The sequence below is a fragment of the Rhodococcus wratislaviensis genome, from assembly GCF_900455735.1.
GTDB classification, from domain to species: domain Bacteria; phylum Actinomycetota; class Actinomycetes; order Mycobacteriales; family Mycobacteriaceae; genus Rhodococcus_F; species Rhodococcus_F wratislaviensis.
Window position 1 is genome coordinate 83,018 of record NZ_UAUI01000029.1, and the last position, 24,500, is coordinate 107,517.

General features: G+C 67.7%; 20 protein-coding genes and 2 pseudogenes. 12 read left to right on the forward strand and 10 right to left on the reverse strand.

The window, feature by feature from the left end; all coding sequences use genetic code 11:
* Nucleotides 1–37 precede the first annotated feature (37 nt).
* Entirely contained in the window at nucleotides 38–1,129 is a 1,092-nt protein-coding gene (locus DTA22_RS35120; RefSeq protein ID WP_037225832.1) for a VIT1/CCC1 transporter family protein, read from the forward strand.
* Here the strand turns inward: DTA22_RS35120 and DTA22_RS35125 are convergent.
* Nucleotides 1,052–2,116 (reverse strand): GAF domain-containing protein, encoded by a 1,065-nt coding sequence (locus DTA22_RS35125; protein ID WP_112302470.1) that lies wholly within the window; start codon nucleotides 2,114–2,116, stop codon nucleotides 1,052–1,054. The two genes, DTA22_RS35120 and DTA22_RS35125, sit on opposite strands and share 78 nt — an antisense overlap.
* A 79-nt stretch (nucleotides 2,117–2,195) precedes the next feature.
* Nucleotides 2,196–2,510 (reverse strand): ArsR/SmtB family transcription factor, encoded by a 315-nt coding sequence (locus tag DTA22_RS35130; protein ID WP_037225829.1) that lies wholly within the window; start codon nucleotides 2,508–2,510, stop codon nucleotides 2,196–2,198.
* A gap of 135 nt (nucleotides 2,511–2,645) precedes the next feature.
* Here DTA22_RS35130 and DTA22_RS35135 point away from each other — a divergent pair, with 135 nt between their 5' ends.
* Complete coding sequence (locus DTA22_RS35135) at nucleotides 2,646–4,220, forward strand: MFS transporter (protein ID WP_112302471.1); 1,575 nt, start codon at nucleotides 2,646–2,648, stop codon at nucleotides 4,218–4,220.
* On the forward strand, nucleotides 4,217–5,737 hold the full coding sequence (locus DTA22_RS35140; RefSeq protein ID WP_112302472.1) for an FAD-dependent oxidoreductase: 1,521 nt from the start codon (nucleotides 4,217–4,219) through the stop codon (nucleotides 5,735–5,737). The genes DTA22_RS35135 and DTA22_RS35140 overlap by 4 nt, the downstream gene beginning before the upstream one ends.
* Before the next feature lie 21 nt (nucleotides 5,738–5,758).
* Here DTA22_RS35140 and DTA22_RS35145 read toward each other — a convergent pair whose 3' ends face one another.
* The 3 genes from DTA22_RS35145 to DTA22_RS35155 are packed head-to-tail and all read right to left on the reverse strand — an operon-like array spanning nucleotide 5,759 to nucleotide 8,678.
* The gene (locus tag DTA22_RS35145) at nucleotides 5,759–6,991 is read right to left on the reverse strand and encodes a cytochrome P450 (protein WP_112302556.1); all 1,233 of its coding nucleotides are present in this window, start codon (nucleotides 6,989–6,991) and stop codon (nucleotides 5,759–5,761) included.
* A gap of 26 nt (nucleotides 6,992–7,017) precedes the next feature.
* Entirely contained in the window at nucleotides 7,018–7,683 is a 666-nt protein-coding gene (locus DTA22_RS35150) for an HAD family hydrolase (protein WP_112302473.1), read from the reverse strand.
* Nucleotides 7,680–8,678 carry a ScbA/BarX family gamma-butyrolactone biosynthesis protein gene (locus tag DTA22_RS35155; RefSeq protein ID WP_037225821.1) on the reverse strand — a complete coding sequence of 333 codons (999 nt, stop codon included), beginning with the start codon at nucleotides 8,676–8,678 and terminating at the stop codon, nucleotides 7,680–7,682. Before DTA22_RS35155 ends, DTA22_RS35150 begins: the two co-directional genes overlap by 4 nt.
* A gap of 482 nt (nucleotides 8,679–9,160) precedes the next feature.
* Here DTA22_RS35155 and DTA22_RS35160 point away from each other — a divergent pair, with 482 nt between their 5' ends.
* Nucleotides 9,161–10,633, forward strand: a complete 1,473-nt coding sequence (locus DTA22_RS35160; RefSeq protein WP_037225819.1) for a DUF4185 domain-containing protein — start codon at nucleotides 9,161–9,163, stop codon at nucleotides 10,631–10,633.
* Between the two features lie 58 nt (nucleotides 10,634–10,691).
* On the opposite strand, the gene DTA22_RS35165 is transcribed toward DTA22_RS35160, so the two are convergent.
* Complete coding sequence (locus tag DTA22_RS35165; protein WP_112302474.1) at nucleotides 10,692–11,903, reverse strand: SfnB family sulfur acquisition oxidoreductase; 1,212 nt, start codon at nucleotides 11,901–11,903, stop codon at nucleotides 10,692–10,694.
* Between the two features lie 126 nt (nucleotides 11,904–12,029).
* Between DTA22_RS35165 and sfnG the strand changes: the two genes are divergently transcribed.
* Nucleotides 12,030–13,145 carry a dimethylsulfone monooxygenase SfnG gene (gene sfnG, locus DTA22_RS35170; RefSeq protein ID WP_112302557.1) on the forward strand — a complete coding sequence of 372 codons (1,116 nt, stop codon included), beginning with the start codon at nucleotides 12,030–12,032 and terminating at the stop codon, nucleotides 13,143–13,145.
* A 43-nt stretch (nucleotides 13,146–13,188) separates the two neighbouring features.
* On the opposite strand, the gene DTA22_RS35175 is transcribed toward sfnG, so the two are convergent.
* The 3 genes from DTA22_RS35175 to DTA22_RS35185 form a co-directional block, all read right to left on the reverse strand.
* Nucleotides 13,189–14,844 carry an FAD-binding dehydrogenase gene (locus DTA22_RS35175; protein ID WP_112302475.1) on the reverse strand — a complete coding sequence of 552 codons (1,656 nt, stop codon included), beginning with the start codon at nucleotides 14,842–14,844 and terminating at the stop codon, nucleotides 13,189–13,191.
* Nucleotides 14,841–15,548, reverse strand: coding sequence for a TetR/AcrR family transcriptional regulator (locus DTA22_RS35180; protein WP_112302476.1), 708 nt, complete (start codon nucleotides 15,546–15,548; stop codon nucleotides 14,841–14,843). The genes DTA22_RS35175 and DTA22_RS35180 overlap by 4 nt, the downstream gene beginning before the upstream one ends.
* 99 nt (nucleotides 15,549–15,647) lie before the next feature.
* Nucleotides 15,648–16,973 (reverse strand): MFS transporter, encoded by a 1,326-nt coding sequence (locus tag DTA22_RS35185; protein ID WP_037225810.1) that lies wholly within the window; start codon nucleotides 16,971–16,973, stop codon nucleotides 15,648–15,650.
* A gap of 135 nt (nucleotides 16,974–17,108) precedes the next feature.
* Here DTA22_RS35185 and DTA22_RS35190 point away from each other — a divergent pair, with 135 nt between their 5' ends.
* From DTA22_RS35190 to DTA22_RS37080, 3 genes and pseudogenes are all read left to right on the forward strand, one after another.
* Nucleotides 17,109–18,278 (forward strand): LLM class flavin-dependent oxidoreductase, encoded by a 1,170-nt coding sequence (locus tag DTA22_RS35190; protein ID WP_112302477.1) that lies wholly within the window; start codon nucleotides 17,109–17,111, stop codon nucleotides 18,276–18,278.
* Between the two features lie 36 nt (nucleotides 18,279–18,314).
* Nucleotides 18,315–18,487, forward strand: a pseudogene (locus DTA22_RS36995) (AraC family transcriptional regulator); the annotation flags it as partial.
* Between the two features lie 292 nt (nucleotides 18,488–18,779).
* Nucleotides 18,780–19,918, forward strand: a pseudogene (locus DTA22_RS37080) (RNA-guided endonuclease InsQ/TnpB family protein); the annotation flags it as partial.
* Between the two features lie 63 nt (nucleotides 19,919–19,981).
* Here DTA22_RS37080 and DTA22_RS35210 read toward each other — a convergent pair.
* The gene (locus tag DTA22_RS35210) at nucleotides 19,982–20,494 is read right to left on the reverse strand and encodes a CGNR zinc finger domain-containing protein (RefSeq protein ID WP_112302478.1); all 513 of its coding nucleotides are present in this window, start codon (nucleotides 20,492–20,494) and stop codon (nucleotides 19,982–19,984) included.
* Nucleotides 20,495–20,757: 263 nt separating this feature from the next.
* On the opposite strand from DTA22_RS35210, the gene DTA22_RS35215 reads away from it, so the two are divergent.
* Genes DTA22_RS35215 through DTA22_RS35230 form a run of 4 tightly spaced genes read left to right on the forward strand, consistent with a single transcriptional unit; the run spans nucleotide 20,758 to nucleotide 24,493 of the window.
* On the forward strand, nucleotides 20,758–22,608 hold the full coding sequence (locus DTA22_RS35215) for a hypothetical protein (protein ID WP_037225805.1): 1,851 nt from the start codon (nucleotides 20,758–20,760) through the stop codon (nucleotides 22,606–22,608).
* Nucleotides 22,605–22,799, forward strand: a complete 195-nt coding sequence (locus DTA22_RS35220; RefSeq protein WP_037225804.1) for a hypothetical protein — start codon at nucleotides 22,605–22,607, stop codon at nucleotides 22,797–22,799. The genes DTA22_RS35215 and DTA22_RS35220 overlap by 4 nt, the downstream gene beginning before the upstream one ends.
* Entirely contained in the window at nucleotides 22,800–23,162 is a 363-nt protein-coding gene (locus DTA22_RS35225) for a hypothetical protein (protein ID WP_037225801.1), read from the forward strand.
* Nucleotides 23,159–24,493: a hypothetical protein gene (locus DTA22_RS35230; protein WP_112302479.1), complete on the forward strand. Its 1,335-nt coding sequence runs from the start codon at nucleotides 23,159–23,161 to the stop codon at nucleotides 24,491–24,493. The genes DTA22_RS35225 and DTA22_RS35230 overlap by 4 nt, the downstream gene beginning before the upstream one ends.
* The last annotated feature ends 7 nt before the right edge of the window (nucleotides 24,494–24,500 follow it).

Below are 24,500 nucleotides of genomic sequence, written 5' to 3' on the forward strand. Positions count from 1 at the left end.
TCGGTAGGCTTCTCACCGTCGACGATCGGGAGGCTGAATGGTTTCTCCGACGGGTTCGGGTGCACGACCGGATCCCGGTCCGCGTGAAGTCCGGAAATGGCGTCGCTACCTCGCCGACGAACGCGCCGAGGCGGCTGTCTACCGCGACCTCGCGAAACGCCGGACCGGTGAGGAACGCGAGATTCTGCTGGCGCTCGCCGACGCCGAGGGACGGCACGAGGCGCACTGGCGCGAGCTGCTCGGCGAACACGTCGGCAAGCCAGTGCGCGGTGACGTCCGCACGCGCATCCTCGGTGTGCTGGCCCGGCGTTTCGGATCGGTGTTCGTGCTCGCCCTCGCGCAGCGCGCGGAGACCCGGTCGCCGTACCCGACGGACGTCGACGCCACCGACGCGATGGGCGCGGACGAGCGCATCCACGAAGAGGTGGTGCGGGCGCTGGCGGCGCGCGGGCGAAATCGGCTGTCCGGCACGTTTCGTGCCGCCGTGTTCGGTGCCAACGACGGCCTGGTCAGCAACCTCGCCCTCGTCCTCGGCATCAGCGGTAGCGGCGTCGACAATCACATCGTCCTGCTGACCGGGCTCGCCGGTCTGCTCGCGGGCGCGTTGTCGATGGGCGCGGGCGAGTACGTGTCCGTGCGGTCGCAGCGTGAACTGCTCGAGGCGTCGGCGCCGGGGCAGGGCGCCCGTGAGGCGGTGCCGCTCCTCGACGTCGACGCGAACGAACTCGCACTCGTGTACCGCGCACGGGGCATGCCCGCGGAGGACGCCGAGAAACGTGCCGCCGACGTGTTGCGGAGAGCCGTTCAGCCCGAGCCTGTTTCGGGTCCGGAAGCCGTCGACGAGCACGAGGCCATCGGCACCGGGCTCGGTGCGGCCGCCGCGAGTTTCTGCTTCTTCGCGTCCGGTGCGGTGATCCCCGTGCTGCCGTACCTCTTCGGCATGGAAGGCACCGCCGCTCTCGTCGTCGCGGCCGCACTGGTCGGCGTTGCGCTGCTCGGGACGGGTCTGGTGGTGGGATTGCTGTCGGGTGGACCACCGGTCAAGCGGGCATTACGCCAGCTGGCAATCGGGTACGGCGCAGCCGCCGCCACCTACGTGCTGGGCATGCTGTTCGGGACAGGCGCCTGAGAACGTCATCATCACCACCGGTGTGGAACCGTAGCCGGGGACGGGAAACGTGCGCACCGTGTGCCGGGACCAGGATCCGTCCGACAGTGCGACGCGGGCGACAGCGGGAAGACGGGCCGGGATCCGTTGCCGCACTGCCGCGAGGTCTTCGCCGTGCAGCAGTCCGATCTGCCCGCCCTCTGCCGCGGCAGACAGACCGGTCAGTGGTGCGGTGATCCATTTGATGGCGTACCCGTGCTGTGAATCGACCAGTGCGGCATGAACCCCCGCGACCGCGTGCACGGTCGACGCGATGTCGGAATCCATCACCCGGATGGCCAGTTCGCCGACGTCGGTCTTGTGCGTGATGTCGTGATCGACGCCCCGCAGCACCACCCCCTCGGGTGTCTCGACGGCTCGGCGCACGAACCGGACGAGGCGCAGCGTTCCGTCGTCGTGCCGGGCGATGAGTTCGCCGGACAGGAACTCGCCGTCCCGCGCGTTGTCGACGCGTTCCATCAGTACCGCGATGTCGGAGATCCGCGGCACCCTGCGGTACAGGTCGGCGAGACCGAAATGGTCGTGTTCCGGCCGGGTGTCCGCCACCCCGTACAGATTCCGGAACTCACGCGTCCATCGAGTGCGTCGCGGACCCGCCGACACGGACAGATTCCATTCCCATCCTGCGGCCCGGTGCGGCTGCGGCACCGGGCTGTCCGCGCGACCGGTGAAGATCTGCACCGCGAGGACGTCCCCGCCCGGACCGAGTACCGGTTTCGCCACGACGAGATCGATGTCGCCGACCGTCTCGCCGAGGGTCACCTGCACCGGCTGTCCCGACGACCTGACCGTGTCGATGGCTCCCGCCACCAGGGTCAGCATCCTGCCGCGGTAGACGTTGCCGAGCGGCCGGCACTGCCGCTGCTTGATGCCCTCCGCGATCACCGTCGGTGCGTCCCCCAGGATTTCGGCCAGAATCCAGCCGTCTCCGCTTCCCCGTTGTCCCACTCGTACCGCCCCCTCTTGGCGCACGATCATCGCACGGCGGCGATCCGGATGCTCGGCGAGACGGTTGCCGCGACAGCGTTCAGTCCGGCGCGGTCGCGACGGCGTCCAGGAGTCCCGGGAAGCGGGATTCGATGTCGGATCTGCGCAGCTGAGCCATCCGGGAATTGCCGCGGTCGACCTGTGTGATCAGCCCGGCCTCGCGCAGGACCTTGAAGTGGTGGCTGCGGGTCGATTTGGACACCGGCAGCCCGAACGACGTGCAGTGACGTTCCGCCCCGTCCGCCTCGGCCATGAGCTTCTGCACGACCTCGAGGCGCAGGGGGTCGGCGAGTGCGGCGAGCACGGACACCAATTCGATCTCGTCGACCGCAGGATGTCCCTCGGCGTCGGGCACAGCGCACCTCCAGGTTCGCATCGTCGACCACCAGAGTGAAGGTTCGTCTTGCATCGAACCTCACTCTGGTGCATGGTTCGTATTGTATCGAACCTCTGGTGCACGGGGGCAACGCACTCTTCAGGAAGGATCGACATGACCTCGGAGCTGACCACGCCGGACGCCACGACGCCGACGTCACCACCCGAAGCAACACCGTCCGACCCGCGACGCGGGAACCTCACCCTCGCCGCCGTACTGCTGGCCGTTCTCGTCGTCCCGATGTCGATTTCCGGAACCGCGGTGGCGCTGCCCGCCATCACCTCCGACATCGGGGGCGGAGCATCGGGCCAGCAGTGGGTGGTGAACGCGTTCAACCTGTCGTTCGCGTGCTTCACCCTGGTCTGGGGGTCGCTGTCGGACCGTCTCGGCCGCGGCCGACTGTTCGCCGCCGGTGCCGCCACGTTCGCGGTCGGAAGTGTCGCCAGCGCACTGGCCCCGAACATCATGGTCCTCGACATCGCCCGCGGTGTCGCCGGTCTCGGTGGCGCCGCCATCTTCTCGTGCGGCGCGGCGATCCTGTCCTCCGCCTTCGACGGGCCCGCCCGGTTGCGCGCGTTCGCCCTGTTCGGGACGACCGCGGGCATCGGTGTGGCGCTCGGACCCACGCTGTCCGGGCTTCTCGTCGACACGGCCGGCTGGCGACCCATCTTCGCGGTGCAGGCCGCCGTGCTGCTCGTGGTGCTGGCGGCCACCCCGGTGATCGGACTGGCACGACCGGCGGGCGACGCGGCTGCGAAGTTCGACCTGCTCGGCACGGTCCTCCTGGTGCTGGGTCTGCTCGCGGCGATGGTCGGCATCGTCCAAGGCGAACCGTGGGGCTGGGGCAGCCCGGCGGTCGTGGCGTCGTTCGTCCTCGCGGTCGCGCTGCTGGTCGGGTTCGCCCGTGTCGAATCGCGACGTCCGGCGCCGCTGCTGGACCTCGAACTGCTCACGCACGCACGGTTCATGGCCCTGTGCCTCGTTCCGGTGGCCGCGTCGTTCGGCTTCGTCACGTTGCTCACCTACTTTCCGACCTTCCTCCAGTTCGTGGCCGGCCAGTCTTCGGCGAAGGCGGGTCTGGTGATCGTGCTCCTCACGATTCCGGTCGTGGTGGGACCGCTCGCCGCAGGCCGCGCGGTCGGCGCCGGGGTGAACCCCCTCGTGGTCATCTGGATCAGCCTGGGAGCGTTGATCGCCGGTGACCTGGGACTTCTGTTGGCGGGCCTCGACACGGCGGTCGCTGTCATCGCGGTGCCGCTGCTCCTCGCGGGGTGCGGAATGGGACTGTCCGCCGGTCTCGTCGACGGTCAGGCGCTCGCCCTCGTCCCCGAGGAGAAGGCGGGTATGGCTGCGGGAGTGGTGAACACGATGCGACTGGGCAGCGAGGCCATCGCCGTCGCGGTGTACGCGGCGCTGCTCACCGGTCTCGCGACCCGCAGGGGCGAGGAAGCGCTGTCCGGCGTCGACGGCGTGGGCAATGCCACGGAGGTCGTCGGCAAGGCCGCGAGCGGTGACCTCGAGCAGGCCCTGGCGGCGGCCGGACCGGACGTCCGGGAACAGGTGGCGCCCCTCGTGATCGACGCCTACAACAGTGCGTTCCACACGACGCTGGTCGTTCTGGCGGTCGTCGTCGCCGGATTGTCGGGCGTCATCGCGGTGCTGCTGCGACGCGGGGCGGGCGCGCGATGACGGAGGCGGACGACCTGCGACAGCACTATCGGATCGTGGTGGTCGGCGGCGGCCCGGTGGGATCGCTGACGGCACTCGAGCTGGCGCGCAGCGGAATCGACGTACTCGTCCTCGAGGCCGCTCCGCACACCACGGACGTTCCGAAGGCGGGGACGATCCACGCACGCAGTATTCAGCTGCTCACCCGGCGAGGACATTTCGCGGCGCCGGACGTCGACGCCGGAGCCGCGTCGACCACCTTCCACTACGCCGGCGTCTGGGGTCTGGAGATCACGGCACCACCCGGCGAGGGACCTGCCATCGCCGGTATCGGGCAGAGTGATCTCGAAAGACTCTTCACCGCACGGCTGATCGGTCTCGGCACCCCGGTGCTGAAGGCCGCGATGGTCACGGGCGTCGATCAGGACGACGGTGGGGCGACGGTGACCTTCACCCACGAGGGACGCACCCGGAGGGTGACAGCCGACTGGGTGGTCGGCGCGGACGGCGCCCGCAGCATCGTGCGGCGAAGCGTGGGCTTCCCGGCGACGGAGACTGCTCCGACCGCCGCGGCGCTCCTGGGTCTCGCCGTCCTCGACGACCCGGCGACCGCCCCCAGGGGGTGGGTGCGTACCGAACGGGGCTGGACCGTCCTCAACGTCAACCACGGCGGATTCAGCCGTATCATCACATTCGATCTCGGTGGTCCGCACGAGGATCATCGCCGGCCCCTCACCGCGGAGGAACTGCAGGAGACGGTCGACAGATTCGCGGGCCGTCCCGTTCCGTTCCGCAACGCACGGTCGCTGTCCCGGTTCAGCGACTACTCGCGGCTGGTCGACGACTACCGGTTCGGCCGGGTCCTGCTCGTCGGTGACGCTGCGCACGTGCACTTTCCGCTCGGCGGGCAGGGGTTGAACCTCGGCATCGGAGACGCGGTCGGCCTCAGCTGGCGCCTCGCCCTCGTCGCGCGGGGACAGGCCGACCCGTCGGTGCTGGACGCGTACTCGCGGGAGCGGCACGCGTGCGCGGCCGGGGTGATCGCCAACGTCGCGGATCAGCGTGAACGGATGCGCATCGGTGTCGACGGCGACCGCCTGCGACACGAACTCGATGTCCTGCTGGAGGATCGCGACCGCAATCGGGCGCTGGGTTCGGTGATCAGTGCGCAGAGTCAGCCCGCGCCCAGCACTCTCCAGGATGCGGCGCGCGGCGACTTCGCCGCGAACACCGTGCTCGAGACGGACACCGGAGTCACCGACCTGATCCGGTTGCACGTCGCGGCGGGTAACCGGGGTCTCCTGCTGTGCGGGGACGCATCCGAATCCGTCCGCGCACTCGTCGAACCCTGCTGGGGCGAACGGGTGCGGGTGATTCGGGCGCGGAACCTCGGGCCCACCACGGTGCTCGTGCGCCCGGACGGTGAAGTGGCCTGGTCGGGGGAACCTGGAGACGGCAGCGAACTCGTCGCCCGGCTCGCGGAGACGTTCGGCGGCTCCGCCACCCGTGCGCGGTTGACGAGTGCAGGGACTCGTTGACCGCGCACGGGCGCGAAGCGCCTACCAGCGGACGGGCAGCGACGTCGGACGCCGGAGGAGTACTCCCGAATCCCACGGCACCGCAGCCGGTTCGACGGCGAGAGCGAGGGTCGGGAATTCCTCCGCCAACAGGACCAGTGTCGTGGTGATCTCCATCCGGGCCAGCGACGCGCCCATGCAGTGATGCATGCCGTACCCGAACTGCAGATGGCGTTTCCCGTCCCGGAACGGGTCGATCAGTTCCGGGTGCGGGAACGTGTCGGGGTCCCGGTTCGCGGCGAACGCGTCGGCGTAGACGAGGGCGCCCTCGGGGATCACGGAGTCCCGCAGCTGAACTTCACGGGTGGCGATCCGGGGAAACGTCGAAATGTTTCCCAGTGGAAGCACCCGCAACAGCTCCTCGACCAACTGCGGCGCAGCGGCAGGCTCGTCCACCAGCAGAGTCCACAGCGCAGGCGCCTGCACCAGCACGTACACGGCCTTCGCGAGCACGGACAGCACGTTCTGGTCGGCGCCGAGGACGGAGCCGAGCAGGATCGCGACCAGTTCGTCGTCGCTCAGCGGCGGTTCCGCCTCGTCCCGCGCCGCCAGGAAGCGGTCGATCAGCCCGCCCGGTTCGACGGGTCGTTTCCGCTGCACGAGGTCGGTCACGTAGTGGTAGACGAGCCAGAAGTTCTCCAGCAGGCCGGGAATGTCGGTGTCGTGCGACAACTGCACCACCCGCGACGACGGGCGGAAGTAGTCGATGTCCGACTCCGGGATCCCGAGGAAGCCGACGTTCACCTCGACCGGCAGGCGGTCGAGCACCGTGGCGAACAGGTCGGGGCTTTCCTCGCTGCGCAGCAATGCGATCCGGCGGTCGAGGATGCGCCGGACCGATCCCTTCAGCTTCTCGACGCCGGCAGGGCTGTAGTCCGCGTTGACGAAACTCTTCATCCGCGCGTGATCCGGGTTGTCCAGATTCAGCAGAAGATCCGGGGGCATCGTCGTGGGCTGAAAACTCGGCCCGCCTTCGACGTTGGTGTCCCTCCGGCCGAAGGACGGATCCGTGAGCACCTTCAGGACGTCGTCATATCGTGTGACGTGCAGGGCGGTGTGCCCGCTCGGCAGGGTGATCTCCGGTAGTCCGGTGGGCCCCTCCGCGGTCACCGGGGTGTACGCGACCGGCGGGTCCAGGTGGGGAATGTCGTCGATGGACACCGCGACACCGCGTCGGCGTCCAGGTGGAGCGAGTGTCGAAACCTGGGTCGTCACGTCGTACTCCTTCACGTTGGTGGGATTCACAGGACGGCGGCGACGCTTGTCAGCCGGGACAGCTCACTCGACGCCTGGGCGTTGGTGCGGAAATGAATGGCACGCCAACCGCTCTCGCGTGCAGCGCGTACGTTCTGCTCCAGGTCGTCGATCAGAATGCACTGATCGGCGGCGACGCCGGCGGTCTTCTCTGCGATCGCGAAGATCTGGGGGTCCGGCTTGCGCGCGCCGACCAGGCACGAGTCGACGACAGCATCGAGCGGGCCGGCGGGTTCGATGATCGGCCTCCAGAACCGCTCCCACTCGACCACGTTGTTCGACAGGACGCCGACGCGCAGACCGTGAGCCTTCAGGCCGCGCAGGGCCGCGGCTATCGCCGTGTTCACGGTGATCCCGTCGAACCATTGCTCTCCGAACGTCTCCAGCCGCGCCCTGGTGAGGTCCAGACCGGGGTCGGCGGCGGCGAGGTGCTCCCTCAGCCTCGCACCCCACTCGCGCTCGGTGATCTGGGCCAACTCGATCGGGGCGAGAGGAGGTGCCCCGAGGTCGTCGCCGACGGCCTGCATCGCCGCCTGCAGGGCTGCGGGTGAGATGCCCGTCTTCGTTTCGTACGCCGCGAAGAGTTCGGCGAGCGGGGGCGAGAGCACACCACCGAAGTCGAACCAGACCATGGTGTCGTCCCGCGTCGTCATCGGACGATCCGATCGAGAGCGGCAGTCGAGGCGCTCACTCGTTGCAGGGTGACCCGGCCGTGGGCGATCTGCCGCCCCTCCTGCGCGAGAGTGACGGACAGGACGACCTGGCGGGAGCAGATTTCCGCCTCGGCGACGGCTGCGCAATCCGTCGGCAACTCCAGCTCACCGAAGCTCTCGAAGACGGCGTCGCACCCCACGAGCACGAGCATTCGCGGGGACAGGCCGAACAATTCGTGCGCGGCGACGAGGGCGGTCTGACGCATCGCCTCGAAGATCAGGGCGCCCGGCACGTGGTCGAGCGGGTGATCGAACAGGCCGGGGTGGGCCTGATCGACCAGCACCTGGCTGCGCACGGTGTCGCCGTCGACCCCGATCCGGCTCAGCACCACGTTGTCGAACGAATGTCGAGCCACCTCCCGAGGCTCGACCCGCTCGTGCAACGGATGCGGTCGGGCGGGATCGAGCTGCAGCGGTGCTCGACCCCTCTGCCGGAGGCGGTCCCACGCGTCGCCGGGCATCCACTGGATGGTCATGCTCATGGTGGCCGCGGCAGACCCGTCCAGCGCGAGTGTCATGGCGAGCGTGATTCCGACGATGTCGGCGCCCCGTCTCTTCTCGGCGGTGATCGTGGCGTCCAGAACCCCCGCGGCGGGTGCGGGGCCCACTTTCACGGCGTCGAGGTCGACGACCTCGAGCGCTCCGGCGTTGAACACGAACTTGGCGTCGAGCGGAGCGTCGACGTGCCGATGCGAGATCAGGATGGACGCCTGCCGGAACGTTTCCAGCAGAAGCAGCGGATCATACTGTCGTACAACGACATTGTGATCGCTGTAGTAGCTGTGGACTCTGGGAAGCTGCACGCCGAGACGGAACTGTGGGTAGCTCTCGCAGATGATGTCGGTGAGGAAGACCTCGCAGATCGCGGCGCGGTGCACGTGCGCGCGGGGGATGGCGGACGAATAGGACAGGGTCGGTTCCAGGACGGCGGTCATGTCGATTCCTTTCGTTGACAGCGGAATTCGCACGGGTCGATGCCGCCGGGCGACGACGGCGGTGAGCAGTGGAATGCGTGACCCGTGCAGACGGTGGTTCGCGCTGGAGCGGAAGAACGCGGGCGAGCCCGCAGCGCAGAGGGCGAGGAGCTCGGGGTCTCGTCGCGGACCGGGGATCCCGGTGGATGCGCACGATCAGTGAATACCGGGCGATCCGGAGCGTCAACAGATGTAATCCGGTGTTCACCGATCCCTTGACGGTGTTCGGCACGCGAACACCACGGTCGAAAGTCGTTGACCTGCGGTATCGGTGACTCCGCGTACGAGCAACTTCCTTGTCGCGTGGCGGGAGTCACAGCCTAGGTTCCGGATCGGGACGGAAATGTTACCGCCAGGTATGGCGTGTGGTAACCGGCGAGCGTAGAGGGGCGATGCTATGTTCCCCTCGCCGGGAGTGGCCGGAGTTGACGGAGGGGTCGGGGATGTCGAAGAGGTGGGTCGCGTCGGTCGCGGCAGTGGCGATCGGCTCGGGCATGATCGCCTATTCGAACCAGAACGCTGCCGTCGCGGAACCCGAGCCGGTGTCCAACGGCCTACCCGGCAGCGGTCCCTGCGCGAGCGAGGTGTCGAACGAGACGCACTCGCTGATACCGGAGAAGCTCGAGATTCCGATCCCGTACCCCAAGATCACGACGGTGCCGTATCCGGCTCCCGTCACGGATCCCGTCCGCGTGTCGCAGGCGTTGCCCGCCGACACGTGCACCGATCCGTGCCCCGACCTCACCGACGAGACCGACCAGGCCCCGGGGAACCTGTCGAGCGTGCTGAACATCCCGGACGTCAGCGTGAAGTTCACGCCCTTCCACTTCGGCATTCCCGTCCCGGGCGCCGACATCCAGTTGCCCCCGCGGCCGCCCCTCGTGCACCCCGCGACCGAGGAGGCGCCGCGCAGCGCGGCCCCGGCCACCCCGAAGATCGGCGACGTGACCCGCGTGGCCAAGGTGACCGGGTCCGGTTCCGTCAGTCGCACCGACAAGCGTTACCAGGTCAACGGCACCGACCTCGGCATCATGTGGGAGAGCGCCCCCGACCAGATCGCCGTCGCGTTCGGCGACACCGTCGGCAAGGGATTCCAGCCACCCGGTGGTCAAGGCGACGACTGGCGCAGCAACGTCCTCGGTTTCAGTTCCGACCGCAACCTGTCCGACGGCATGAGCCTCGACAGTATGGTCCAGGACAGCCGGTGCCACGCGGCGGAACTGCTCGACAGCCGCAAGCTCGACAATATCGAGATCACCACCATCCCGACCTCGGGTTTCGCCGTCGGGAACCGGCAGTACATGAGCTACATGTCGATCCGCACCTGGAACAGCATCCCTGCCACGTGGTGGACGAACTACGGCGGCATCGCCTACTCGGACGACGGCGGATCGACCTGGACCAAGGACCCGTACGCGAAGTGGGACAACATCTTCGGGGTCACCAAATTCCAGGTCGCGTCGATGGTCCCCGCCGGCGACTTCGTGTACATGTTCGGCACCCCCAACACGAGGCTCGGCGCCATCGGCCTGGCCCGCGTCCCGGCCGCCGATGTGCTGAACACGTCCGCCTACCAGTACTGGCAGAACGGCAACTGGACGCCGGTCGGTGGTTACACGGAGGCGACCCCGATCGTGGACGCCCCCGCCGCCGAATTGTCCGTGCGCTACGAGGAGGCCACCGGCAAGTGGCAGATGGCGTACCTCGACACGTCGAAGGCGGCCATCGTTCTCCGGGAGTCCGACTCGCCGCAGGGCGTCTGGTCGGATGGGGCGCCGATGGTCAGCGCCGTCGAGTACCCGGAACTGTACGGCGGCTTCATCCACCCGTGGTCGAGCGGCGACGAGCTGTACTTCACCATGTCGACGTGGTCCGACTACAACGTCTTCCTCATGAAGGCGGACATAGGCGCATAGCGCCCGTGCGCGGTTGACGAGTCCAGGGACTCCTTGACCACGCACGGGCCCGGAGGGCCTACAGCAGGCCGTGGCGTGGCGGGACGGTGCCCGAAAGCGTCCAGCGGCCGATGTGCTGAATCTTCCACCGCGTGGGGTCGTGCAGGGTGTGGGTGCGGGCGTCCCGCCAGTACCGCGACAGGTTGGACGTTTCCGACGCACTGCGGGTGCCGCCCAGCTCGAACAGCACGCTCGACGCCTCGAGTGACGCGCGGGCGGCGCCGACCTTGGCCGCGGCGGCGTCGATCGAGGCGACCGCGGCGCTCTGCTCGGTCAGGTCGCGACGCGCTGCGTCGATGCTGCGCGCACCCTCCCGGAGGAGTGCCGTCGCGGACCGGACGCTGACCGCCGCCTCACCGGCCAGCTGGATCAGCAGGGGATCGTCGACGGCGTCGGTGACGCCCGCCTCGAAATAGGGCCTTGCCTGACGCGCCGACCGCACGCCCTCGTTCAGCGCTGCTGCGGCAATCCCGGCGTCGATGGCGGCGTGCAGGATCTGGGCCTGTGACCCGTACGTGGTGGGTGCGTCGAAGATGGGGGAGAACGGCACGACGTGGAACGCGGGCACCCGGACGGCGTCCAGGGTGACGGTTCCGCTCGCCGTGGTCTTCTGCCCCATGCCGTCCCAGTCGTCGACGATCGACAGCCCGGCGGCGCTGCGCGGCAGGTAGGCGACGGCCTTGGCGGCTTTCCCCGTCGGCGTCGTCGTCCCCGGAAGGGTGGCCCGTACCGCGATCCAATCGGCGAACAGTGCGCCCGTGCTGTAGAACTTGCGACCGTCGACGACGAAGTCTTCGCCCTGCCCGGTGAGCGTCGTGGCGTCGATGTCGATCGTCGTGGTTCCGCGCTCGCTCTGGGCGTTGGCGAACCGGCGCCCCGCGAGAACCTCGGAATAGAAGAACTCCTGCTGCGCCGGCGTGCCCTGGTGACGCAGCACCTCGAGGAACGTGTAGTGGCTGTGCGGGATCTGCGCGATGCTCGGATCGCCCTCGGCGAGAAGACGGAAGACTTCGGCGAGGGTTTCGGTCCGCGCGTCGATGCCACCGTGCTCGCGGGGAACACCGAGCGCGAGCAGTCCGGACGCGGCGAGAGCGCCGACCTGTTCGTAGGGGAGTTGCCGGCCGGCATCGCGAGCCGCCGCCTCCTCGGCGAACTGTGCGGCGAGATCGGCAGCAACGACGAGGGCTTCGGCCTCGTCACTGATGCGGTGGGCGCTCTGGACGGCGGTCATGCCTGACCTCCCTGTACTGCTGTCATGCCGTCGAACCTCACACGGACCCACGAGCGGGGTGAAGGGTTGTACGCGCACTGATTGGAAGGGTGGGCGTGCGCTGTGTGGGCGGGTTGCATGCTGGGTATGTCAACCGAACACATCGCTGAGCAGATCAAGTTCGCCTACTGGGTGCCCAACGTCAGTGGCGGGCTCGTCACGTCCGACATCGAACAGCGGACCAGCTGGGATTACGAGTACAACAAGAAGCTCGCCCAGACCGCCGAGAACAACGGTTTCGAGTACGCGCTCAGCCAGGTCCGGTACGAGGCCAGCTACGGGGCCGAGTATCAGCACGAGTCGACCAGCTTCAGCCTCGCACTGCTGCTGGCCACCGAACGGTTGAAAGTGATCGCCGCCGTCCACCCGGGTCTGTGGCAGCCCGCGGTGCTGGCGAAACTGGGGGCCACGGCCGACCACCTGTCGAACGGCAGGTTCGCCGTCAACGTCGTGAGCGGCTGGTTCAAGGACGAATTCACCCATCTCGGCGAGCCGTGGCTCGAGCACGACGAACGGTACCGGCGCAGCGCCGAGTTCCTGCAGGTGCTCCGCAAGATCTGGACCGAGGACGACGTCGACTTCCGTGGCGACTTCTACCGCATCCACGACTTCACCCTCAAGCCGAAGCCGCTGAACACGCCCGACCGTCCGAACCCCGAACTGTTCCAGGGCGGCAATTCCGCCGCCGCACGGCGGAACGCGGGCCGGTACTCCGACTGGTACTTCAGCAACGGCAAGGACTACGACGGCGTCACGGAACAGATCGTCGACGTGCGACAGGTGGCGCGCGAGCACAACCGGGAGGTGAAATTCGGGCTCAACGGATTCATCATCGCCCGCGACACCGAGAAGGAAGCGCGCGACACCCTCCGCGAAATCATCGAGAAGGCGAACAAGCCTGCGGTCGAGGGATTCAGGTCCGCCGTCCAGCAGGCCGGCGCGTCCACCGCCGACAAGTCGGGGATGTGGGCCGACTCCACGTTCGAGGATCTCGTCCAGTACAACGACGGATTCCGTTCCCAGTTGATCGGGACGCCGGAGCAGATCGCCGAGCGCATCGTCGAATATCGGCGTCGCGGAGTCGACCTCATCCTGGGCGGGTTCCTGCACTTCCAGGAGGAGATCGAGTACTTCGGCGCCAACGTCCTGCCGCTGGTCCGCGAACTCGAGGCTGCCGAGAGGCTTGCGCCCGTGAGTGGTTAGCGAGTCCAGGGACTCGTCAACCGCGCACGGGCGGCGGAGCCGCCTACAGGTGCCGGGCCAGCGCGCGACCCGCGGCCCGGCCGGAGAAGATGCAGCCGCCGAGGAAGGTGCCCTCGAGTGCGCTGTAACCGTGGACGCCGCCGCCGCCGAATCCGGCGACCTCACCGGCGGCGTAGAGACCCTCGAACGGTGTGCCGTCGGGCCTGATCACCTGCGAGTCGAGGTTGGTCTCGAGGCCACCTAGGGTCTTGCGGGTGAGCAGGTGCAGCCGGACCGCGATCAGCGGGCCGTTCTTGGGGTCGAGCAACTCGTGGGGGCTCACGACGCGGGTGATCTTGTCGGCCAGCAGGTTCCGTGCGTTGTGGATCGCCATGATCTGGAAATCCTTGGTGTAGCTGTTCTTCACCTCCCGGTCGCGGGCCACGATTTCGCGTTCGAGGTCCTCGTACTTCAGCGGTGCCTCGGGGGTGAGGGCGTTCATGCCGTCGACGAGGTCGCGGAGATTGTCGCGGACGACGAAGTCCGCACCGCGCTGCTTGAACGCCTCGACGGGCCCGGGTGCGCCCTTCTTGAGGCGTTCGGCGAGCAGTTTGAAATCGCGGCCGGTGATGTCGGGGTTCTGCTCGGAGCCCGACAGTGCGAACTCCTTCTCGATGATCTTCTGGTCGAGGATGAACCACGTGTGGTGGTGGCCGCTGTTCATGATGTGGTCGAGTGTTCCCATGGTGTCGAAACCGGGGAAGTTGGGGCTGGGGAGGCGTTTGCCGTTGCCGTCGAACCACATCGACGACGGTCCGGGGATGATGCGGATGCCGTGGTTCGGCCAGATCGGGTCCCAGTTCTGGATGCCCTCGGTGTAGTGCCACATGCGGTCGCGGTTCACGATGTTGCCGCCGGCGTTCTCGGTGATCTCGAGCATGCGGCCGTCGACGTGCGCGGGAACGCCGGCGAGCATGTTCTCGGGAGCCTTACCGAGGCGCGCGGGCCAGTTCTTCTTGACCAGTTCGGGATTGCCGCCGATACCGCCGGATGTGACGACTACTGCCTGTGCGGAGAATTCGAACTCCCCGACCGCGGTTCGCGAACTCTTGACGCCGCGTGCTTCGGTGGACGGTTCCAGGACGGTGCCGCGCACGCCGGTGGCGGCACCGTCGGTGACGACGATCTCGTCGACCTGGTGACGGTGCTTGAACGTGACGAGGCCCCGCTTCGACGCGGCCATGACACGTGTGAGGAAGACTTCGACGACACCCGGTCCGGTGCCCCAGGTGATGTGGAAGCGCGGAACGGAATTGCCCTGTCCGAGAGCGGATCCGCGTCCGCGTTCGGCCCATCCGACGTTCGGCATCAGGCGCAGGCCGAGGTCGTGGAGGTACTGCCGCTTCTCGCCTGCCGCGAACTCGACGTACGCCTGGGCCCACAGCCGCGGCCACTGGTCCTCGCGGGCGCGGTCGAAGGCCGCGGTGCCCATCCAGTCCTGGATCGCCAGTTCGTAGGAGTCCTTGATGCCGAGTCGCCGTTGTTCGGGGCTGTCGACGAGGAACAGGCCGCCGAGCGACCAGAAGGCCTGTCCGCCGAGATTCGCCGAACTCTCCTGGTCGACGACGAGGACCTTCCGGCCCGCCTTGACCATTTCGTAGGTGGCGACGAGTCCGGCCAGTCCGGCGCCGACGACGATCACATCAGCCTGTTCGGTCACGAGGACCCCTCTTTCCGGTGTGTGTGGGTGTGGGTGGTGTCGGGTTCGGTGTACGCGGCCACGACGTGGGTGAACAGTTCGAGACGTAGTTCCCGGGCGGATGCGTCGTCGTCCTCGATGAGGCACTGGACGCTCGTGCCGTCGTGCAGGGCGACGAGCGCGCGGCCGAGCACCCGCGGATCGCCGACGGCGCGCCGCCCGAGGCGGTGAAGCGCCTTCTCGAGGATCGGCACGATCGTGTCCAGAATCGTGTCCTCGCGTGCTGCGAGGGCCTTCTTCAGGGACGGGTTGCGCAGGGCGTGGGCGGTGAATTCCGCGTTGATCCGGTACCACTGGTCGTCCACGGGGACGACTCCGAGCACCAGTTCGGTGCCGGCGCGCAGCTTTTCGGCAGGCGTGAGCCCCGAGAGGTCGATGCTCGACGAATCGGCGGCCAGCCGGATCTGTGCGAGCATCGCGCTGGAGCGCTGTTCCCACATGGCGAAGAACATCTCGTCCAGCGAGGCGAAGTTGGAGTAGAAGGCGCCGCGGGTGTAGCCACCGCGTTCGCAGATCTGCTCGACCGTCGACCGTCCGAAGCCGTTGTCGGCGAACACCTCGACCGCGGCGTCGAGCAGACGCCGGCGAGTCTGGCCTCGCCGTTTCGTCACCCGGCGAGGTGTGTCGGTGGCAGGCTCGGAGGAGCGGGCCGGTGAGGTCGGCATGGGCACTCCTCCGATCGGGTCGACAGCAGCCGTCGATACACTAGCGTATCGGATACGCCGGTGTATCGGACGTGACTGTCAGAGCCCGTTCGGGCAATCTCAGAGGTAGAGGTCCTGCTTTCGGATCAGGGCCGTGGCCACGACGCTGACCACCGACGTGGCGACGAGGTATCCGCAGGCCAGCCAGGGAGTTCCACCGCCGGCCGCGATCAGGGCGGTAAGGATCATCGGCGTGATGCCGGACGCGTAGATCCCGGAGAACTGGTACACCACGGACAGGCCGGTGTAGCGGATCTCGGTGGGGTACAGGCTCGCGTATAGCGTGCCCTGCGCGCCGTAGAAGAGGGCGTGGATGACGCCGAACACGAGCACCATCGCCACACCGAACAGGATGAGATTCTCCGTGCCGAACAAGGCGAACGCGGGGAAGACCGCGAGCCCGTAGGCCGCGATCCCGATGAGGTAGATCCGCTTGGCGCCGTAGCGGTCGACCAGCAGGCCGGAGAACGGCAGGAGCACGGCCATGACCGTTGCGGCGACGGTGACGACCAGGAGGACGGGGATCTTCGCGAACTCCAGATTCTTGGTGGCGTACGTGATCGCGAAGACGCCCCAGGTGTTGAACGCGGCGCCCTCACCCCAGCGTGAGAGCAGGCCGAGGAGGGTGCCCCGGCGGACCCGGCCGCGGAACACGTCCTTCAGCGGAGCGGAGGAGCGCTTCGCGAGGTCGTGCACCTCCTGGAACGCCGGGGTCTCCTCGACCTTCAGCCGGACCACGAATCCGACGAAGACGAGAATCAGGCTCAGCAGGAAGGCGATCCGCCACCCGTAGGAGAGGAACTGGGCGTCGTCGAAGATCACCTGCAACGCGGCGAAGACGCCGGTGCCCAGGGCCAGCCCCAGTGCCAGGCCGATCTGGGGGATGCTGCCGAAGATGCCGCGCTTCTTCGCGGGACTGTGTTCGACGGCGAGGAGTACGGCGCCCGCCCATTCACCGCCCAGTGCGAATCCCTGCAGGATGCGCAGCAGGAGCAGCAGTATCGGCGCGATCACCCCGACCTGCGCGGCGGTGGGCAGCACGCCCATCAGCGCGGTGGCGATGCCCATGATGAACATGGTGAGCGCGAGCGTCTTCTTGCGTCCGATGCGGTCGCCGATGTGGCCGAAGACGACTCCGCCGATCGGACGGACCACGAAACCGACCGCGAACGTGGCGAACGCCAGCATGGTGCCGACGAACGAACTCTGATCGGGGAAGAACAGCTGGTTGAACACCAGGCTGGCGGCCGTCGCGTAGAGGAAGAAGTCGTACCACTCGACTGTCGTCCCCAGGAGGCTGGCGGCGACGACGGTGCGGAGCCGCTTGCGCCGCTCGAGGTCGGATTCGGTCGAGGATGCGTACGGGGCGTCGGACAGCGTAGTCATAGCGCGGCGACCGTAACCTTGCTCGCTTCGGTCGGGCACTACTCCGAATCACGGTGATCGAAACCCTCGTGCCCCGGCTCCCGTGGTGATGAACTGATGTGTGATGCCCATCTGTCGTCGACAAGAGGATCGCGCGTGTCTCTGCATTTCCACTGGTTCCTTCCCACCTACGGTGATTCCCGCAACCTGATGGCGGGTGGTCACGGGAGTTCCATGGCAGGAGACCGTCCCGCCACGCTGCGGTACCTCAATCAGATCGGCGCGGCGGCGGAGTCGAACGGCTTCGAGTCGGTTCTGACGCCGACCGGCGCGTGGTGCGAGGACGCCTGGCTCACCACGGCCATGATGCTGGAGACCACCGAGACATTGAAGTTCCTGGTCGCGCTGCGGCCGGGCCTGCTCAGCCCCACGCTGGCCGCACAGATGGCGGCCACGTTCCAGTGGCAGTCGCAGGGGCGGCTGCTGCTCAACGTCGTCACCGGCGGCGAGGACCACGAGCAGCGCACCTACGGCGACTACCTCGACAAGAACCAGCGCTACGCCCGCTGCGGCGAGTTCCTCGACGCCGTCCGTCAGCTGTGGGCGGGAACCGGACCGGTCGACTACGCGGGCGACTACATCCGGGTGGAGAACGCCCAGTTGCAGCGCATCCCCGACCCGGTGCCGCCGATCTTCTTCGGCGGGTCGTCGCCGGCCGCGGGCACCGTCGCGTCCCAGTTCGCCGACACCTACCTCACCTGGGGTGAACCGCCGAGCGCCGTCGCCGGGAAGATCGCCTGGATCCGCGACCTCGCCGACGTTCAGGGCCGCACGCTCGATTACGGCATCCGGCTGCACGTGATCAGCCGTGACACGTCCGAGGAGGCGTGGGCCGAGGCCGACCGGCTGCTCTCCGCCCTCGACCCGGCAACGGTCGAGCAGGCGCAGCAGAGTCTGGCCCGGTCGGGGTCGGAAGGCCAGCGCCGCATGCGTGAACTGCACGGCGGTGGGAGCGCCTACTCGAAGGACGCGGGAGCACGCGCCCTCGAGGTGGCCCCCAACCTGTGGTCCGGTGTCGGGCTGGTCCGCGGCGGCGCCGGCACCGCACTGGTCGGCTCCCACGAGGAGGTCGCCGACCGCATCGCCGAGTACGCGGCGCTCGGACTCGATCACTTCGTCCTCTCCGGCTACCCGCACCTCGAAGAGGCCTTCAACTTCGGCGAAGGGGTCCGGCCGATCCTCGAACGACGGGGGCTGGTGCAGTCGCGCAGTCACCGCCCCGGCGACCTGTCCGGGTCGACGGCGTTCCTGTCCTCGAGTCGGTAGCCGCTGTCAGACTGGGGGCATGGCGGCGGTCGGGCGAGCGCGAACCTGACGGTCACCGAGATCTGCCGCCTCGTCGGGTACACCAGCCTCGGGTCGTTCGGTGCCAAATTCCGTCAGCTGGTCGGCGCGTCGCCGTCGGTGTGTCAGGCGAAGTTCGCCGAGCACGGGGCGCCGCGCATCCTGGGTGCCACGTGTTCATGCACGGCTGAGCGACCGCCGGTGACCGCCGCAATTTCGGAGAAGCGCCGCCCCCTCGACGCCGACACGGCAGACGCGGTCCGCCGGTCGCTCGAGAGCGGGACGATGGGCAGATTCGGGTTGATCACCACCGACTGTCACGAGACGTACCGGGATTTGGTCGCCAGGGTCGTCGAGTTCACGCAGCCGACGGCATTACGGCATCGAGGCGGTAATCCGTGGGTCTTTCGGCGCATACCCGGTCCTTCAGGTCCGGGATAGCCGATCTGGTTTTGTCGGACCGTGTGGCTAGTGTCTTCGGTCATGGCGGGGAGGGTGGTGAAGCGGGCGTACAAGTACCGCTTCTATCCGACCGCGGTGCAGGCGGAACAGCTAGCTCGAACGTTCGGATGCACCCGGTATGTCTACAACCGGGCATTGGCCGAGCGGACGCGTGCCTGGTCGCAGGAGCAGCGACGGGTCACCTACGCGGACACGTCGAAGATGCTCACCGATTGGAAGCGAGACACCGAGACCGCGTGGTTGTCGGAGCCGTCGAAGGGGCCGCTGCAGGAGTCGCTGCGACAGTTACAGGGTGCGTTCGACAGGTTCTGGCGCAAGCAGACCGGATACCCGCAATTCAAGAAGAAGGGGCGGTCGAAGGAGTCGGCGACCTACTTCTCGAACTGCTTCACCTACCGCGGCGGGCAGATCCGGTTGGCTAAGCAGACCGAACCGCTGGATGTTCGGTGGTCGAGGCCGCTCCCGGAGGGGCAGTGCCGTCGCAGGTGACGGTGTCACGCAATGCACGCGGTCAATACCACGTCTCGATTCTCGTCGAGGACACGATTCCCGAACTCGAACCGGCCGATCGGGTGGTCGGACTCGATGCCGGGATCACGAGCCTGTACACGCTCTCGACGGGGGAAAAGATCACCAACCCGCGTCACGAGCGCAGGGACCGTGCGCGGTTGGCGAAGGCGCAGCGGGTGCTCGCCAGGAAGGAGAAGGGATCCCGTAACCGGGCCAAGGCCCGACTGAAGGTCGCGAAGATTTTTGGTCGGATCGCCGATCGGCGTCGCGATCATCTGCACAAACTTTCCACTCGGCTGGTGCGCGAAAACCAAGTGATCGCCATCGAGGATCTGAGTGTGCGGAACATGGTCAAGAATCGGTCGTTGTCTCGGGCGATCTCGGATGCGGGTTGGTCCGAGTTCCGGTCGATGCTCGAGTACAAGGCCGACTGGTACGGGCGGCGGGTGGTGGTGATCGACCGGTTCTATCCCTCGTCGAAGACCTGCTCGGTGTGTGGGGTGCTCGCGTCGACGATGCCGCTGACCGTGCGGGAGTGGGCGTGCCGATGCGGCACCGTCCACGACCGGGATGTGAACGCGGCGAAGAACATTTTGGCCGTCGGACTGACGGTGACAGCCTGCGGAGATGGTGTGAGACCGCCCCGCACTGGCTGGTGCTCGTGGAGAAGCGGGAGTTCACCGGAGAGGACTTCCCGCACTGAGCGATACGGGTCAGCGCGCCCGGTGGCGTCGAACGGCGTCCCGGTTCGCGCACTTCGGTGAGCAGTACCGCTGGCGGCCGTTGCGGGACGTGTCGGCGTAGATGGCGGTGCACTCCTCGAGTGCGCAGCGGCCGAGCCGGTGCATGCCGCGGCCGACGAGGTGCAGTGCGGTGCCGACGGAGAAGAGCGCCTCGAGCACGCCCGCGAGCGTCTGCTGGTCGTCGCGGTAGTGGAGGTGCCAGCCGTCGCCGGCGTGATTGGTCAGTCGCGGGTAGGCGGATGCCTTCGTGAGCATGAGGTTGACCTGTTCGGCCCGGGCCTCGTCGCTGGTGGTGTCCGCGATGGATGCCCACCGGTCGAGCATCGCGAGCACGTCGGCGAGGTCGTCGTCGGTAACGGGGAAGTCGACGACGATGCCGGCGTCGACGCACCTGTCGACGAGTTCGCCGGTCGAGTCGGGCTTGTGATTGGCGAGGTCGGCGGCGAGTGTGACCGCGTATTCGCCGTAAGGGTTGAGATGCACAATGCCATTACATCACGCTGGGTGCATGAGCGAACATCACGAACACGACTGGCAGGAAGTATCTCGGCACCGGACGAGCACGGGGGTCGTCACGTACCTCGGCTGCCCGTGCGGCCGGTGGCAGTTATCGCTGGTCGAGGCGTCGCTAGAGGAATCTAGCCATATCTACGTCTGATCGCAGATCCGAATAGATTTGCCTACGGACCGATGCTTTCCGCCTCGAGGGTCTGGCATTTTCGGCAGGAGGCGCACATAATCACCACGTGAGCCAAGTTACTGTTACTCCGAGTTCACCCATTCTTGCCCAATCGGGCGGAGAGGGTGGCGGTGCGGCGTTCGACCAGATCATCGGAATCTCGGTGGCGACGGCGATCATCACCGTCGGTCTACTGTGGATCGCGTACCTGCACCGCACACGCAAGATCACGTGGCTGCAGACGACCGCCGACACGGCGGCGCGCGCGCTCGACCGGCCCCCGTGGGTGGCCCTGCCCCTGGTGACCTTCGTCGGGACCATCCTGACGGCGTTCTTCGGTTTCATCTGGGACGTCAGCCTGCACATCGGGCGAGGCCGCGACGACGGGCCGCTCGCGAACCCCGCGCACTACTTCATCCTCGTCGGACTCTTCCTGCTGTTCATCACGGGAATGCTGGCGATGATCCTGCCGCGCGACGAGAAGCCCGGTCCGGCCGCGATCAAGATCACCCGCACCTGGTACGTCCCGGTCGGCGGCGTCCTGGTCGCCGGGGCCGGGCTGTACGCCCTCATCGGCTTCCCGCTCGACGACGTCTGGCATCGCGTCTTCGGTCAGGACGTCACGCTGTGGGGGCCGACGCACCTGATGCTGATCGGCGGTGCGGGACTGTCGCTGATCGGCGTCCTGCTCCTCGATTACGAGGGCCGGATGGCGACCCCCGGCGACACCGAGCAGGACAGCAGGCTGATCTGGTTCCTGCGGTGTGGCACGTTCGGTGGCCTGCTCATCGGCCTGTCCGTCTTCCAGATCGAATACGACTTCGGCGTCGAACAGTTCCGCCTCGTCCTGCAACCGATGATGATCGCCGGTGCGGCCGCGTTCACCCTGGTGGCGGCCCGCATCGTTCTCGGACCCTTCGCGGCGATCGTGGCCGTGGCGGTGGCCGGCGTCGTGCGCGCGATCACGGCACTGATGGTGGGGCCGGTTCTCGGCGCCCCCACGAACGTGTTCGAACTGTGCCTCGGCGCCGCAGTGCTGATCGAATTGCTCGCCCTGACACCGCTGATCAAGAACCGGGTGGCCTTCGGTGCCGTCGGCGGACTGCTCGTCGCGACGGTCGGGCTGTGGCTCGAGTCGCTGTGGATCGACGCCGTGTACATCTACCCCTGGCCCACCAGCATGTGGCCGGAGGCGCTGGCCATGGCGGTGCCCGTGGGCATCGCGGCCGGGGCCTGCGGAGCGCTGCTCGGGCGGGTGCTCCGATCCGAGGGGCTTCCGCGTCCCGCGATCAGCCGCACCATCGTCGTCGCCACGGTCGTGGTGATCGCCGGGGCCACTGCCAACGGTCTCGTCGCTACGGTTCCGGACAAGGCCACGGCGACAATCGCTCTGACGGAGGCCGCCCCCGACGGCGGCCGGATGGTCGACGCGGAGGTTCGCATCGACCCACCCGATCTCGCCGGCGACAATCCTGCCTGGGTGTCCATTCTGTCCTGGCAGGGCGGCCCCGGACTGGGCAACGGATTCACGGTCGACCGACTCGAACGCACCGGGCCCGGCACCTACCGGACTCACGAACCGGTGCCGGTCCACGGAACGTGGAAGACGTTGCTGCGCGTGCAGGACGGCCGCACGATGACGGCCGTCCCGATCTACCTGCCCAGCGACCCGGGCATCGGCGCCGAGGAACTCCCCGCCGTCGCGTCCTCGACCCGCGACTTCGTCCCGGAGATCACCATCCTGCAGCGGGAGCGCAACTTCGATCACCCGTCCTGGCTGTTCGGTGCCGCGTCGCTGGTCGTGCTCGTGTGCACTCTTGCGCTGATCACCGCGCTGGCGTGGGGAGCGGGCCGGATCAGCAAGTACACGCAGGGGCAGGCGACCACCGGAACCCGTGAGGACGTGAAGGTGACATGAACCCGGTGAACGACCCGGACGTCGTCTATCTCGCCGATCACTCGGTGCTATTGGCGATTCCCGCGTTCGTCCCGGCCTTCCTGGTGGCCGGCCTGGTGATCTATCTGGCGGTCCGGGACCGCAAGGCGGAAGCGGCCGAGAATGCCGAGAGTGCGAAACACGGCCCGAGTGAGAAAGACGAGGAGAATTAGGTGATCAGGCGGTTGGCCGGAGTTGTCGTGGTACCTGCTGTCGTGGTCGCCCTGGTGTCGGGATGTGGTGGCGACGTCGACACTCCGGCAACGGAGGACGGTGTCGTAATCGACGTCGTGATCGGGGGCGGATCGGTCACACCGGACAACGAGCGCATCGAGGCCACGGTGGGGGAGACCATCACCGTGCGGATCGAGAGCGACGCCGACGACGAACTGCACGTGCACGCCGTGCCGGAGCATTCGTTCGAGATTCACCCCGGAACCCAGGAAACCCAGTTCTCCGTGGACGTTCCGGGCCAGGTGGCGATGGAGTTGCACGACACGGGTAAGACGGTGGCCACCCTGCTCGTGCGTCCATGACCGCTGTTCTCGCGCACGGCCTCGGCGGATCCACCGATCTTCCGATCCCGTTCACGTATGCGCTGATCGGGGCGAGCTGGGCGCTCACCGTCTCCTTCGTGGTCCTGGCGTTCGCGTGGCGCACGCCGAAGCTGGATCCGGACAGTCCGGGTCGCAGGCTGCCGCGCTGGGTGACGCAGTTCGCCGATGCGCCGATCACGCGGAACGCGCTGGCGGCGTTCGGTGTGGTGTTCGCGGTGTGGGTGGCGCTGGCGGCCTTCTTCGGACCCGGGGCATCCTCGGAGAATGCACTGCCGGGTGTGTTCTACGTGCTGCTCTGGGTGGGACTGGTCGCGGTGTCGCTGGCGTTCGGACCGGTGTGGCGGGTGCTCTCCCCGGTCCGCACACTTCACCGATCGGTGTGCGCGGTGATCGGCCGCTCGCCGACGGAAGGCACTGCGCGGTACCGCAACTCGTGGGGATACCGGCCCGCGGTCGCCGGCCTGTTCGCCTTCGTCTGGCTCGAACTCGCCTCCGGCGACCCGGGTTCCGTTGCCGCTGTGCGCACCTGGCTGCTGGTCTACGTCGTGGTCACGACGGCCGGGGCCTTCGCGTGCGGCGAACGCTGGTGTGAGCGGGGCGATCCGTTCGAGGTGTACAGCACGCTGGCGTCGCGGTTGTCTCCGCTGAGCCGGGATCGGCACGACGGCCGGATCGTGCTGCGCAATCCGCTGGACCACCTGGGATCGATGCCCGTCCGTGCCGGCTCCGTCGCGTTGATGGCAACGCTGCTGGGGTCCACGGCCTTCGACAGTTTCTCGGCCTTCCCGTGGTGGTCACGGCTGGTGGACGGAATCGGTTCGCCGATCGGCGCCACCCTCGCGCGCACGGCGGGGCTGCTGGTGTTCATCGGCTTCGTCGGGGTGTCGTTCTGGTTGGCTGCGCGGGCGACGGGCGGTCTACGGCCCGAGCAGCGCGCCGCCCTCCCGGGGCTGCTGTCGCATTCGTTGATCCCGATCATCATCGGCTACGTCTTCGCCCACTATCTGACGTATCTGGTGGAGAAGGGGCAGGCGACGGTGATCCTGCTGGCCGACCCGATGGGGCGGGGATGGAACCCGCTGGGACTCGGCGACGCCGACGTCTGGTACGTGCTGTCCGAGCATCCGGCCGCGACGGCGTCGATCAAGGTACTGTGCGTCCTCGCGGGACATGTCCTCGGAGTGATTGCGGCACACGACAAATCCGTGCGGGTCCTGCCGCGGGGTCATCAGCTCACCGGGCAGCTGGCACTGCTGTTCACGATGGTGACGTACACCTTCGGTGGGCTGTACCTGCTGTTCGGCGGCTGACGGCCCC